At 35.7% G+C, this 14,875-nt stretch carries 11 protein-coding genes; 1 reads left to right on the top strand and 10 read right to left on the bottom strand.

What is annotated here, in order from left to right; genetic code table 11:
* Positions 1-37 precede the first annotated feature (37 nt).
* Genes recB through J3U00_RS01040 form a run of 3 tightly spaced genes read right to left on the bottom strand, consistent with a single transcriptional unit; the run spans position 38 to position 4,237 of the window.
* On the bottom strand, positions 38-3,493 hold the full coding sequence (gene recB / locus J3U00_RS01050; RefSeq protein ID WP_267331243.1) for an exodeoxyribonuclease V subunit beta: 3,456 nt from the start codon (positions 3,491-3,493) through the stop codon (positions 38-40).
* Positions 3,472-3,915, bottom strand: coding sequence for a phosphohistidine phosphatase SixA (gene sixA, locus J3U00_RS01045; protein WP_218058379.1), 444 nt, complete (start codon positions 3,913-3,915; stop codon positions 3,472-3,474). Before sixA ends, recB begins: the two co-directional genes overlap by 22 nt.
* A gap of 25 nt (positions 3,916-3,940) precedes the next feature.
* Positions 3,941-4,237, bottom strand: coding sequence for a YfcZ/YiiS family protein (locus J3U00_RS01040; protein WP_065562196.1), 297 nt, complete (start codon positions 4,235-4,237; stop codon positions 3,941-3,943).
* Positions 4,238-4,383: 146 nt separating this feature from the next.
* Here J3U00_RS01040 and J3U00_RS01035 point away from each other — a divergent pair, with 146 nt between their 5' ends.
* Complete coding sequence (locus J3U00_RS01035) at positions 4,384-5,781, top strand: MFS transporter (protein ID WP_267331242.1); 1,398 nt, start codon at positions 4,384-4,386, stop codon at positions 5,779-5,781.
* 29 nt (positions 5,782-5,810) lie between these two features.
* On the opposite strand, the gene J3U00_RS01030 is transcribed toward J3U00_RS01035, so the two are convergent.
* The 7 genes from J3U00_RS01030 to csy3 form a co-directional block, all read right to left on the bottom strand.
* The gene (locus tag J3U00_RS01030; protein ID WP_267331241.1) at positions 5,811-7,571 is read right to left on the bottom strand and encodes a DEAD/DEAH family ATP-dependent RNA helicase; all 1,761 of its coding nucleotides are present in this window, start codon (positions 7,569-7,571) and stop codon (positions 5,811-5,813) included.
* Positions 7,572-7,923: 352 nt separating this feature from the next.
* Positions 7,924-8,775 carry a lipoprotein NlpI gene (nlpI, locus tag J3U00_RS01025; protein ID WP_267331240.1) on the bottom strand — a complete coding sequence of 284 codons (852 nt, stop codon included), beginning with the start codon at positions 8,773-8,775 and terminating at the stop codon, positions 7,924-7,926.
* Between the two features lie 25 nt (positions 8,776-8,800).
* Positions 8,801-10,915, bottom strand: a complete 2,115-nt coding sequence (gene pnp / locus J3U00_RS01020; RefSeq protein ID WP_267331239.1) for a polyribonucleotide nucleotidyltransferase — start codon at positions 10,913-10,915, stop codon at positions 8,801-8,803.
* 317 nt (positions 10,916-11,232) lie between these two features.
* The gene (rpsO, locus tag J3U00_RS01015; protein ID WP_065562200.1) at positions 11,233-11,502 is read right to left on the bottom strand and encodes a 30S ribosomal protein S15; all 270 of its coding nucleotides are present in this window, start codon (positions 11,500-11,502) and stop codon (positions 11,233-11,235) included.
* Between the two features lie 146 nt (positions 11,503-11,648).
* Positions 11,649-12,572, bottom strand: coding sequence for a LysR family transcriptional regulator (locus J3U00_RS01010; protein ID WP_065562201.1), 924 nt, complete (start codon positions 12,570-12,572; stop codon positions 11,649-11,651).
* A gap of 699 nt (positions 12,573-13,271) precedes the next feature.
* Positions 13,272-13,835: a type I-F CRISPR-associated endoribonuclease Cas6/Csy4 gene (gene cas6f, locus J3U00_RS01005; protein ID WP_267331238.1), complete on the bottom strand. Its 564-nt coding sequence runs from the start codon at positions 13,833-13,835 to the stop codon at positions 13,272-13,274.
* Positions 13,836-13,840: 5 nt separating this feature from the next.
* Positions 13,841-14,845 (bottom strand): type I-F CRISPR-associated protein Csy3, encoded by a 1,005-nt coding sequence (gene csy3, locus J3U00_RS01000; protein WP_267331237.1) that lies wholly within the window; start codon positions 14,843-14,845, stop codon positions 13,841-13,843.
* Between the last annotated feature and the right edge of the window lie 30 nt (positions 14,846-14,875).

The raw sequence follows: 14,875 nt of genomic DNA, 5'->3' as shown, positions 1-14,875 counted from the left end.
CAAAAAATTAAAGGCACAACTATTTGTGCCTTTTTATTTAAGTTAAATTCTCACCATCAAACAATTTATCAAGTTTCTCAATAAACTCTTGTTTTGGTAGATGGTAAAAAATACCTTTATCAGGAAGCCCACGTAAGAATAGATAGTAAACTCCGCCAAAATAAGTTTCATATCGATAGTCGGGTAAACGACTTCGCAAAAATCGATGCAACGCCAAACAATAAAGTTGATATTGCAATTCATAACGATGCTCACACATTACTTGATTTAATGCTTGCTCAGTATAGGCCTCTATACCATCACCTAACCAATTTGATTTATAGTCAACAATATAATATTTACCTTGATACTCAAACACTAAATCGATAAATCCCTTTAACATGCCTTGTACCGTTTCAAAATCTAAAGGTGGACACTGTTTAGATAAATCATCGTATTGTTTGCATAAACTATCTAGTTGCGAGCTAGTCACGGCATGGCGAATAGGAAAATAGAATTGTAGTTCATTAATGCATTTGCTATTTAAAATACTGGCTAATGTCGAACAATCTTGATGTAGCTTAGTTGTTAATACTTGTTGAAGCCAATCATTTAGTACCCTTAACCAAGGTTCATCCAAACCCAATTTTTTAATCGTAGTTGTACATAACTCATCGGCATTACTTGGCGTTAAATTTTCCATAATGGAATGTAACAATGTACCAACATAAGCACCTTTTGGGAAATGATGAATGTCATATTGCACCTCAGATAATAAAGAAGCATCTGGCGGCACACGACTCTCACTCCAATCACTAGCTAAATTAAAACCATTGTTATGTTTTTGTAACTCGGTATAGCTTGTCACTCGCCAACTATTAGATAATTTACGTTTAAATTCATTAGCAGCCAGTAACATATTAGGAGCTTCTGTGGCAGTATACTGCTCCCCCAATATAGGTAATTGTAGTTCAACCAAATCAGCAAATTTACCAATCGAGCGTAATTGGCCTTTTAATAAATAATCAATTGCTGATTGACTCTTTTTCAATGATGCTAAGCCAACACTACAATGATAGATTGAGCGCGTCATCGCCACATAAAGTAATCGTAGATCTTCAGCTAAACGTTCATCTTCAATTTGTTGTTTGACATCATCGGTTAATAACCAAGCATAAGTGGGTTGATAATCATTATTTTTATCATGATAAAACTGACTATCTGAATTACGAAATTGGGCAGCAAATGGTAACCATACAATAGGAAACTCTAAACCTTTTGATTTATGGATCGTAATAATTTTTACTAAATTTTCATCGCTTTCTAAGCGTTGTTCATGATTTTCTATATTAGAGTCAGGGCTGACAATTTGCCTAGATAACCAACGAACCAAAGCATGTGGGCTATCTAGTTCATCAGCGGCTTCTTGCAGCAATTCGCCTAAATGCATAAAGTTAGTTAATGTACGTTCACCATTTGGGCTAGCTAGGATATTTTCAGCTAACTTACGCTTTTTCATCATCCTCCGCAACATTACTAATACACCATAATATTGCCAAATAATCTGGTACTGTTTGAACTCCTCTATCAACCCTTCCCATTTATCTTGATCATCGATAATTTGCTCCAGCTCGGCCATTGTTTGCCCTAATAGTGTCGTCATTAAAGCTAAACGCAAAGCCGCTTCATTTTCGGGCATTAAAACAGCTTGTAATAGATAAAGAATCTCTTGTGCTTCTTTAGATAGGAATACGCTATTGCGATTGGATAAATAAACGCTTTTAACCCCAAAAGCAGCCAATTTTTGTTGGATGATTTCGGCTTCGCGCCCAGTTCGGACTAAAATCGCAATATCAGCAGTGGTGATTGAACGATGCTCATCTTTATCCTTTATCAAAATTGTTGGATCTGTCAACCAAGTCACAATTTGCTTAGCGCAACAGCTAGCAATATGTTCTTGATAATCTGTTTTTGTGGTAACTTCATCAGGTAATAAATAGGCTGTTAACGCATTAACTTCACGTTGATTGATGATCAATCCTTTATGCTGATTTCTTTCAGCACTTTCCATTGGAAAAAAAGAAATATTTTCAAAAATAAAAGGATTATCATGATTGCTAAATAGTGCATTGACTGCATCAACCATAGACGATGAGGAGCGATGATTAACCTGCATAGTAAAATTATTTTCACCGGTTGATAATTTCGCTTTTAAATAAGTAAAAATATCCGCACCACGAAAACTATAAATAGCTTGCTTCGGATCACCAATAAACAGTAAACCGGTTGATTCAGGATAACGATCATAGATACGATCAAAGATTTTATATTGCACAGGATCAGTATCTTGAAATTCATCAATCAAAGCCACGCAATATTTTTGCGCAATACTTTGTGCTAATCGCTTTCCATTTCTAGCTCGTAAGGCGCGATTTAACTGGCTTAATAAATCGTCAAAACTCATCTTACCAAGTTTAACTTTTTGCGCATAAATACCTTTTTGAATGACGCTAACGATATCCATTAAAATTTCGCTACGTAAATCAATAGCACTATTGCATAACCGATCGATCTTTTCAAAAACAACATGAACAGGAGGATCTTTATCTTGCTTAGTTTTTTCAATTAAAATCGATTGGCTAAATTTAGTTAATTCACTAGGTATTTTGAATGATTGGGTGGGTAATTCAGCCCAAGCAGTCACTTTAGCAAACCAATTCGGTAAAAAGCGGTTATTATAAGATTGTTTATTAACTCCTGATCGAGCAATGATTTCAGGAAGATCTGCAACAGAATCTAACCACAGTTTTTTAACTAATTCGATCTGCTCAAGATGTTTTCGATAAAACTGCTCGATCTTTTTAGTAATGTCAAAATTCTCTTCTTTCGATTGATCAAATTCAAAATTTAAATAAGGATTAATATCTGATAATAACGATTTTGGATCTTGCCAATAATCAAGAATTAAATAAACTAACGCTCTATCAAGCGGAACAAAATAGTGACGCCAAAAATCTTGGACAACTTGTAACTTTAGGTCTTGCTCATCAGTAATTAGGGTCTGCTCAAACAGTACCCCAGATTCAAAAGCATGGCTAGTTAAAATGCGTTGACAAAAACCATGGATAGTATAAATCGCTGCATCATCCATTGATTGTTGAGCTTGAGTTAGTCTTTGGATAGCATCATATTTATCTTCAACTAAATCAATTAACTGTTGATAGATAGGATCTTCATGACGACCTTGTAAAAGTCCTAAACGCAGTTCTTGGATATTTTGTCTTATTCGCGATCTAAGTTCTTGAGTTGCAGCTTTTGTAAAAGTCACAACTAAAATTTGATTAACCTCGAGCGGTGTAGGATAGTTATTTTTACCAATCCCAAGTAATAACCGGAGATAAATGAATGCGAGCGAATAGGTTTTACCAGTCCCAGCCGACGCTTCGATCAGCGTTCGACCTGTTAACGGTAAATCAAAAAGATTAAGTTTTTTTATTCCACTACATGAAACCATTCTAACTTTCCTGCCGCATTGGATGATAGTTCAACACAAGCAATAGCAGCTGTAGGAAACATTGGTGGTGAAACATCTGGACATAATTCATTAACCAAATAACCAACTAAAGGAAGATGGGAAACAATAATTACATTCTCGATCCCACGAGCGGGAAGTGTCATTAATAAATCGGCAATATGGGAAGGACTTCCACCTGGCACCAAAAAATTATCAGTTTCAACTTTAGGTATGTGGCAGTATGAAGACAATTCAGAGAAAGTTTGTTGTGCTCTTAGATAAGGACTAACTAACCCTAAATCAAATTTGAAATCTTGCTGATTAAGCCATATACCAGCCAAACTGGCTTGTTTTCTACCAAAATCAGTCAATGATCGACTTGCATCAGATGAAGCAGAAAAACCTGCTTCACCATGCCTCATAATACAAATCTTCATAAAACAGGAATTAACGTAATTTTAATTGGAAGATCATACATTCTGCACCACAACAGAAAGTAAATTTAGCTGTCAATTTATAGCCATTTTCTACTTTATCGATGCTGCTATTGATTTCGCAAGGTTCTGTTTCAACATCTTTAGCTGCTTGTGTCAAAGAGGCTAATTTTGCTTTTGCTTCTGATTCAGTTGTGAAAATATTTTCATATTCTGCACTACAATCTTCATTATCAATAATTGTGCCGACATCAACACAACAACAAGCTGGTGTTTCATTAGCTTTACATTTATTTAGAGAATCTGTCATCCTATACCTCTGTTCACCGATTGAATTGGTATTAGTATACTCTGAATAAACACCAAGGGCAAAATGTAAAAAAGCTTTACCACGGAAAAAATTTTTAGCGTATATTAGTTCCTAATTTTTATATTTTTGAATTAATTTGTAATATTATGGAACACTATAATCACATTCGTAAAATGGCTATTTTAGTAGCGGCAACCTTCTTCATGGAAAATCTAGACGCTACGGTGATAACCACAGCAATTCCCGCAATGGCGAAATCATTTTTAACTAATCCACAAGATTTATCTATCGGTATTAGCGCCTATATGTTAGCACTTACAATTGTCCTTCCCGCGAGTGGCTGGATCGCAAATCGATTTACAGCTTATCGTGTCTTCTCGATTTCAATTATATTATTTATGTTGGCATCAATATTGTGTGCTTTATCGACTAACCTAACCATGTTTACTATCGCAAGATTGATTCAAGGTTTAGGGGGATCATTAATGGTGCCAGTAGGTAGAACAGTAGTACTAAGTCGAACTGAAAAACAGCATCTTGTTAGCACAATATCAATTCTCGTTTGGCCAGGTTTAATTGCACCATTGATGGGACCCATTATTGGTGGATTTTTTGCCCAATATCTCACTTGGCATTGGATATTTATCCTCAATATTCCATTAGGCTTTATTGCATTATTTTTCGCTCATCACCTATTACCTAAAGAACTACCTGAAAAACGCTCATTTGATATTGTTGGATTTATCGCTTGTGGCTTAGGCTTATTATTGTTTGTGTATGGACTTGAAATGGTTTCCCACTCAAATAGTCGTTTATGGCTAGCTCTCGGCACTTCCTTTGCAGGTTGCCTAATATTAATCTTCGCCTATTATCATCTCACGCATACACAATACCCATTAATTAGCCTATACGCATTTTCAAAACGCACATTTAGAATGACCTTCTTTGGAGGATCACTAATCCGGATGGGTTTAAACAGTGCTCCATTTATTTTACCACTAATGTTTCAAGTCGGTTTTGGATGGTCACCATTAACAGCTGGTTCCTTATTACTTTCACTATTCGCAGGAAATATCATTTTCAAAACCATTAATACACCTTTAATTCACAAGTTTGGGTTTCGTAAAATTCTAATCGTTAATGGTCTATTATTGTCATTTAGTTTTGTATTGTGTGCGCTCTTCACACCAAAAACACCAATCATTTGGATTATATTGGTTCTATTCTTTTCTGGTGGTGCACGTTCGATCCAATTTACTACAATAACAACCTTAAGTTTTTCAGAAATTGAAAAAAACGAAATGCAAAGCGCTAATATTTTATCAACCCTTTTTCAACAACTAAACAACGTGCTAGGCATTGTTTTAAGTGCCTTATTTCTATTTATTGCGTCAAGCTATAATAAACATAATCAGATAATGATTGAAGATTTTCGGTTAGCATTATTTATGGTGGCAGGAATGACTTTATTGGCGATGATTGATTTTATCACGTTACCCAAAAATGCTGGCAACAATTTAAATGAAAAAAAACCTCTGCCATAAGATGCAGAGGTTTAAGATGAATTAAAGTCCTAAAACTTAGGTGTTGATGGGCGACCCCGTTTTTTCGCAAAACCCTTATCCTTAGACTCAGGTTTACTACTTCTACTTCCACGCTTAGCTTCAGATGGTTTACCTGTAACTAAACTCATTTTCATCGGTTGATTTAGCACTCTAACGCGCTCAAAGTGCTTAAGGATATCTTTAGGCATACCTTTTGGTAATTCTACTGTTGAATAAGTCTCGTAAAGTTTGATATTACCAATATAGCGACTACTAATATCAGCTTCATTGGCAATTGCACCAACGATATGGCGCACTTCAACACCGTTTTCTTTACCAATTTCAATACGGTACATATCCATCTCACCAACATCTCGACGCTCACGACGTTTTGGAGACTCACGATTATCGCCTCGTAAACGACGCTCACCACTTCGACCATCACGATATTCTCTTGTTGGTTTAAAGACCGGATCAGGAGGAAGAATTAACGGACGATCACTTTGTGCTAAACGTAACAGTGCAGTTGCAATCGTTTCAAGATCTGTACCACTATCAGCTTGGATTTGAGTTAATAACGATTGATACTGATCTAAATCCGTACTCTCAAGTTGTTGTTGAACTTGCTGAGTAAATTTAGCCAAACGACGTTTTTCAAGTAATTCTTTAGATGGTAGTGCCACTTCCGGAATGGGTTTCTTGATAGTTTGCTCAATATTTTTAAGCAAACGACGCTCACGACTATCCACAAACAAAATCGCTCGCCCTGCTCGTCCAGCGCGTCCAGTTCGTCCGATACGATGAACATACGATTCAGAATCAAGTGTAATATCATAGTTAATTACTAAGCTAATACGCTCAACATCTAACCCTCGCGCTGCAACATCGGTTGCAATTAAAATATCTAACCGACCATTACGTAAACGATCGAGTGTTTGTTCTCGTAGTTGTTGCGTCATATCACCATTTAAGGCTGCACAACTATAACCATGTTTTTCTAATACTTCTGCTACTTCTAAAGTTGCAGTTTTAGTACGCACAAAAACAATCGCAGCATCAAAATCTTCAGCTTCTAAGAAGCGCACAATTGCTTCATTCTTACGCATACCGCGTACTAACCAATAGCTTTGATCAATATCGGGAGCCGTTTGATTAGTCCCTTTGATTTGCACTTCTTTTGGATTATGCATAAAACGTTTAGTAATACGACGAATTGGGGCTGGCATAGTTGCTGAAAACAGCGCCGTTTGATGATCTTCTGGAATTGAAGCCATAATGCTTTCAACATCATCAATAAAGCCCATTCTTAGCATTTCATCAGCTTCATCTAATACTAAACCTTTAAGATTAGAAAGATCTAAAGTCTTACGGTTTAAATGATCTAATAAACGACCAGGCGTCCCCACAACAATTTGAGGACCTTGTTTTAATGCACGCAATTGCACATCATAACGTTGACCACCATAAAGAGCTAATACTTTAACCCCTTTTACATATTTAGAATACTCAGCACAAGCATCAGCAACTTGAATAGCTAGCTCACGTGTTGGTGCTAAAACCAATAATTGTGGCGCTTTCAAATTAGCATCAATATTCATTAAAAAAGGGATTGAAAAGGCTGCAGTCTTACCACTACCTGTTTGAGCCATACCTAATACATCATTACCCTCTAATAGTAAGGGAATACATTCAGCTTGGATTGGTGATGGTTTGGTAAAACCAAGATCATTTAATGCATTAAGGATTTCCTCAGATAAACCAAGGTCAATAAAAGATATTTCTTTTGTCATGTAAACTCGCTTATAAATTTGCCTATATACGCTTAATATTTGGTTAGGATTACATTTGATTGTTATTAATCAAGATAATTCATGAGGATTACTGCATACATCACAAATTATGACTATACCAAAATAAAGAAGCCTATATAAATTTATGCCAGCTCACTAAATTGAAAATTTACAACTCACCCCAATAACTAATAACCAATACTTACTCAATCAAATAGCCATTTATTCTAATGCAATTGATATTTGAAAAAATACAATTGATAAGAAACATGTAAAGAATCGAGAATATATTTTGGGCAAATCAGAACTACGCTATAACAATATTTTCACTTTTAAACTGGCATGACCCTTGTTACTTTTCGTCAAGTAACTTAATTTCATAGAGCGCCTGTTGATGTTCAACAAAGTTATAAATATTATTTGCTAAAGCATATTTAAATAACATTTTGGCACGCTCATTGTTACCTTTACTTTGGTAATATTTACCTAAATAAAAGTAAGCTTCACAAAGGCGCTCGGCTAATTGCCGATCATTTTCAACACCTTGTTGAAGGTTTTGCATTAATTTAGATTCGCTTATCTTACCTAAATAAAATGCAATGATATTACTGCCATAACTCGATTTATCGTTAATAAGATCGTAACGTTTTTGTAGCTGAGTTAAGGCAGCTTGTTTATCTATTTCTTTTTCAATCAAATAAAGCCATAAAATTCGAATAGGCTCATTGACATCATATTTATAAAATTTTTCTGCATCAAGCTTTGCAGCTTGATAATGCCCTGTACGATACAGAGTTACTGCACGATTAAAATAGGCATAAGCATAAGAAGAATCCAGCTCTAATGTTGTATTGAACGCCATCATCGCATTATCGAAATCACCGTCTCTCAACGCATAAGTACCCAGAAAATTATATACATCTGGAATTTCTGGGTTAAAGCTTAAAAGATGGTTAAAATCACTTTGTGCAAATGCTTTAAAACCTAATGAATCGTAAATAATTCCTCGTTCAAAAATAAGCTGCATCCTAGATGAGGTATCAAGATCGCGACTTGATAACTGCTGACTAATTTGCGCTATTTTCAATTCATCGTCATAGGTAACTTGCTCAGGAGCAACAAGTAACGGCTGAGAATTTGAACAACCTGACAAAATAATGACTGCAAGAATACAGCACAACATCCTCAGGTTGAATAATCTCATTTTTTAACTCCTGGTGAATAATATCTTATTCAGCTGCTGGCTCGACATCAGAATTCGGCTCAACAGCATCTTTCATACTTAAACGAATTCGACCTTGGCGATCAATTTCAAGTACTTTAACATTCACTTCTTGACCTACTTTCAAGTAGTCTGAAACTTTCTCAACACGGTGATCAGCAATTTGAGAAACATGAACAAGTCCCTCTTTACCACCAATAATTGATACAAAAGCACCGAAATCAACAATACGGGTTACCTTACCAGTATAGATTTTACCAATTTCAACATCAGCAACTAAATTATTAATACGTTCGATTGCATCTTTAGCCTTATTGCCATCAGTTGCCGCAATTTTAACAGTACCATCATCAGTAATTTCAATGGTAGTACCAGTCTCTTCAGTTAGTGCACGAATTGTAGCACCACCTTTACCGATAATATCGCGTATTTTATCTGGATTAACATTCATCGTATAGATACGGGGAGCAAATTCAGAAATTTCCTGACGAGGTTTATTAATTGCTTGTTCCATCACCCCTAAAATATGCAAACGAGCACCTTTAGCTTGATTTAATGCAACTTGCATAATTTCTTTAGTGATACCTTCAATTTTGATATCCATTTGAAGTGCACTCACACCTTCACGGGTACCAGCTACTTTGAAGTCCATATCACCTAGATGATCTTCATCACCTAAAATATCAGATAACACCACAAAGTTATCGCCTTCTTTCACAAGCCCCATTGCGATACCTGCAACAGAAGACTTAATTGGCACACCTGCATCCATAAGCGCTAATGAAGCACCACAAACTGATGCCATTGAAGAAGAACCATTAGATTCAGTAATCTCTGAAACCACACGAACAGTATATGGGAACTCTTCTTTACTTGGCATTACAGCAGCAACACCACGCTTAGCTAAACGACCATGACCAATTTCACGACGTTTTGGCGAACCAACCATGCCAGTTTCACCTACTGAGTATGGAGGGAAGTTGTAGTGTAATAAGAATCGCTCAGTATACTCACCAGTTAACTCATCAATAATCTGAGCATCACGTTCAGTTCCTAATGTTGCTGTCACTAGTGCTTGAGTTTCACCACGCGTAAATAAAGCACTACCATGCGTTCTTGGCAATACATTGGTACGAATATCAAGCGCACGAATCATATCTTTTTCGCGACCATCAATACGTGGCTCACCAGCAATAACACGTTGACGAACGATTTGACTTTCTAAATCAACAATAATATTGATAACTTCGTTTTCATCAAGCTCTTCGTCTTTCTCTTTAAGTACCGCTAACACTTCTTCTTTAATCAAATCGATTTGTGCATAACGAGCTTGTTTTTCAGTGATACGATAAGCCTCACCTAAACGAGCTTTAGCTAAGTCAGAAACAGCATTAAACAGCTCTTCATTTTTAGCTGGTGCAACCCAATCCCATTTTTCACAGTTCGCTTTCGCTACAAACTCATTAATATTATCAATAACAACTTGTTGTTGATCATGACCAAAAACCACCGCAGCTAACATCTGATCTTCTGTTAACAAATCAGCTTCTGATTCAACCATTAACACGGCACTTTTGGTACCTGCAACAACCAAATCTAAACGGCTTGATGCTAGCTCTTTAACTGATGGATTTAGCACAAACTCATCATTGATAAAACCAACACGTGCTGCGCCAATTGGACCATGGAACGGTACGCCAGATAAACAAAGCGCAGCCGATGCACCAATCATCGCCACCAAATCAGGGCTAATATCTGGATTTACAGACACCACAGTTGCAATGATTTGAATCTCATTAACAAAACCTTCTGGGAATAAAGGACGAAGTGGACGGTCAATTAAACGAGCAATTAACGTTTCGCCTTCGCTCGGACGACCTTCTCGTTTAAAGAAACCACCTGGAATACGGCCTGCTGCATAAGTACGTTCTTGATAGTTAACGGTTAAAGGAAAGAAGTCTTGCCCTTCTTTCACTTTCTTATTAGCTACTACAGTCACAAAAACCGCAGTATCGTCCATATTGACCATAACCGCAGCTGTTGCTTGACGCGCCATAATACCCGTTTCTAATGTAACTGTATGACGACCATATTGAAATTTTTGATATGTCGGATTAAACAAAATAAATTCCTCTTGTTATAAATCATGTTGAAGTTTGATATTTCGACAGGAAGCAGCGCAATGCTGGAACATATTGATACACACTTCAACCATGTGGGGGATACTCAACAAAAGATTATTTCACTGTCACGACTAATGACAAATCTATAAATTATAGAGCTCTCATTAGTCGCGCGAAACATGAGACATAATCTTCTATTTTTATTAATTTTTCTCTACAAAGCAATTAAACATGCTTTTCGAGCTCAGCATTATAGCAAAGCCCTAAATTTATACAACGAAAAAGAGGCCTAAGCCTCTTTTCAAGTAGATAAATATTAGCGACGTAAACCTAGTTTTTGAATCAACTGGTTATAACGGTCAAAGTCTGTACGACGTAAATAATCTAATAATTTACGACGGCTAGAAACCATACGTAATAAACCACGACGGCTATGGTGATCTTTCTTATGCTCAGAAAAATGACCTTGTAAATCATTAATACGCGCAGTTAAAAGAGCGACTTGAACTTCAGTTGAACCAGTGTCGTTAGTACCACGACCATATTCAGCAACGATTTTCGCTTTTGCTTCTACAGTTAGAGACATAATAAACCTCTTAAAATAAATAAAAAAATGGAATGACCGATCTCTAATTCAGACATTCCTCGGTATTCATATAATCAATATATGAATTGTGCGCAATTATACTGGAATTTATTGAAATAGCAATTTGATTTAGTAATTTAAAACGCTTATTTAAGTTTAAAACCATATTCTTCTTGGATAAGCTTTTTCAACGCTTCAATATAATTTTGCGCCGACAAACTTAATTGCGCTTTTTGCGAAGTTATCCAACCGATTAAAATCTTCTCATCAACGGCTAAAGGAATAGACAAAATATCCGAACCATTCAAATCAGTACTGAGTACGCCAGTACTAATTGTATAACCATTTAACCCATGCAATAAATTAAACAACGTCGCTCTGTCACTTACATGAATACTTTTCTTATGATAGACGGTACTTAAAATCTCTTCCGAAAAATAAAAAGAGTTATATTCACCCTGTTCAAAAGAGAGATATGGAAAATCCTCCAAATCTTCAAGCGTCAACGACTTCATAGCAGCTAAAGGATGATGGGTGCTAATAAACACATGAGGATCGGCTTCAAACAAAGGATTAAAAGTAAGACGATGCTCTTTAAGCAGTCGCAAAATAACCTTTTGATTAAAATCGGTCAGATACAAAATACCCACTTCACTACGCAAATTGGCAACATCAGTAATAATGTCGTAAGTCCGCGTTTCACGTAAGGTAAACTCATATTCATCTGTATGATTCTTCTTGATTAAATTAACAAACGCATTAACTGCAAACGCATAATGTTGCGTTGAAATACTGCATAACTGCTTAGAGGGTTCTTTTTTTGAAAAATGTTGCTCCAACAATTGAGCTTGATCTAAAACCTGCTTAGCATACCCCAAAAATTCCACACCATCAGCCGAAAGTGAAACCCCTTTTGATGTTCTTACAAAAATCTCGATACCGAATTCGGCTTCCAAATCCTTAACCGCAGTAGAAAGACTAGGCTGAGTAATATAAAGATTCTTAGCAGCCTCATTAATCGAGCCTGAGCGAGCTATTTCTAAAATGTAACGTAATTGTTGAAGTTTCATAATATAACAAGCGACCGAAACTAATCTTAATTAAGAATATAAGCTACTATAAACATTGTAAGTATAATTGTACAGAAAAAGGAAAATAGCTTGTTTGTAGGATTAATCGGTGTATTTTTAAGTTTTAAAAAACCCTTTCCTCAACTTTTTAGGCTTCGCTTTCATAAGATTTTATTGTGTCCTCATTCACCATTGATAAGGTTTATAAACTGCTTATGCAGCTGTAAAGAGCGCCCTCTTTTGCTGATTATAAAAAGGGCGTTTCTAAACAACTTATGCAGCTGTAAAGGCTTCAATATCTCAGCAGCAAAAAAATGGCAATTTCTAAACAACTTATGCAGCTGTAAAGTAGAACATTACATACTATAAACATCGTTTATAAAAAGACAAAGAGTAATTTTAGTTTTCAAAACCCTTTTTTTTAACGATTTTACAATGTATTGATTTTTTAATAATTTTATTTTTAGCTAAAAAAAAGGGTTATTAAAGTTTATATTTTGAACCCCACAAAATCCCATTCCTCAACTTTTTTGCTGTGAAACAGCCCAAAAAACTTTTTAGCTTAAAGTAAATTTACAGCAACATACCAAGGTATTTTTTGTATTTGAAAAAAAGCTTTCTTCAAAAAATTTTGAAGCTTATCTTACTGAGCATGATAAAAAGCGTTAAGGGCATTATGATAATGCCCTTAATACTTAATTAAAAATCAGGGATGGTTGCTATTTTGCTTAGTCCATAACTGTTAAATTTACCCTGCACAGGTGTTGTACACTTTTCTTGTCTTAACCACATGATAAAGTTCTGACCAGTGCTTTTGCTAGTGAAATGAAGATGTGGATAATTCAATTGAACGCTACTCCATTTTTCAATCATTTTATTTTTTACTTCATCTGACCATTTACCTTGTGCAGTTAAACGTTTTTCAGCTCGTCTTAAAGCGCTTTGCCCTTTAGGATTGACGCGAATTAAACGTAGGTAACCTTTAATATTAGTTGGTACCGAGGTTATTGGTAAGGCGATAGTATAATCACTAACCACCGTCTGCAAGGCAGTTTTAAATTGTTGTAACTGAGCTTCATCACCAAATAATCGAATAATTCCGCCTAATGTTCGATGAACATTATAACAAGGGAAACTAACCGCAATATTACCTTGATAATTAACCAAAACTTGATGAAGTGATTGCATCACTTGGTTAATCACTTCTGTTTCAGTTATCTCAAGTTGTGGGATTGCTCTTAGTTCAAAATAGTGAGTGAGCATAATAATTACTCCTTACCACTTGCACCAAATACACCACCGCGAATCAATACCGCTATGACATAATGTTGTTGTTCAAGTGATGGCTTATCCCCTTTTAGTACCCAGTTATCAAATAGCGTGTAAAAGTCATGTTTTTGTTTAGGTTGACGGAAAGCATGCCCCATAGTTGTGACGGCACCATAAGGTTCGATAGCAATTGGAAACTCTGCTTTTTCATCATACCAGGTATCAATTGTTCGAATAGCATTGCTGATTTTTTGCGAGTGCATAGCTGCACATTCGTTTTTCTCATAAAGTACTTTACTTTTTGTTTTTCCAGTATCTAAGATTAACTCTTGTGAAGGATACACTTCTTGACCTAAGCCCATTTTTAATTTGGCTACTATGTCGAAGATAATAAATTCTTTGTTAGATAGTCCAGCTTCGATAAGTTTAGCAAGATCTTCTATTGCTTTATCTTCGTATTCAAATGAGTTAAGTTGATATTGTTTAACATCATTTACATGAATAACAGGTTTATTATTGTGAATGATCGAAATAGTGATTTGTTCAGCAGCCATGCGATTACGCCATAACCAACGACCATTAAGTATATTAATGGCATAACGTTTAGCAAGCGTTTTCATACCGTTAGATTTTATATAATCGTTGGTCACTTTTGTTAATTCTTCTTGATACTCGATATTATTACATACTGATGGTTTGCCTAAAAATGGCAGAACTTTACAACTCCATTTAACCACTAATGTATCTTTATCGGTATCTAACGCAGCGGTATCAACCGTTTGTAAATTAGCCTTTTGAATTTCGGCATCTAATTTTGCGGGATCATTAGTAACAGCATTTTTAAGGCGATTAGAAATTGTCCCTCGAACGGATTTTTCTGATATAAAAACAGGATATAAATTGTTATCGTCTGTATCAACTTGTTGTAAAAAAACGGCATCCGAAATATCAAAACTGCGTTCGAATGCTAAAACTGAAGCGGTTGCGAATTTATCTTTACTCATAATTTCATCCTTTTTAGTAATGCTAAATTT

Origin of the sequence: Gilliamella sp. B3127 (assembly GCF_026536935.1) — a bacterium.
GTDB lineage: Bacteria > Pseudomonadota > Gammaproteobacteria > Enterobacterales > Orbaceae > Gilliamella > Gilliamella apicola_E.
This window is presented reverse-complemented; position numbering and strand designations above follow the sequence as displayed.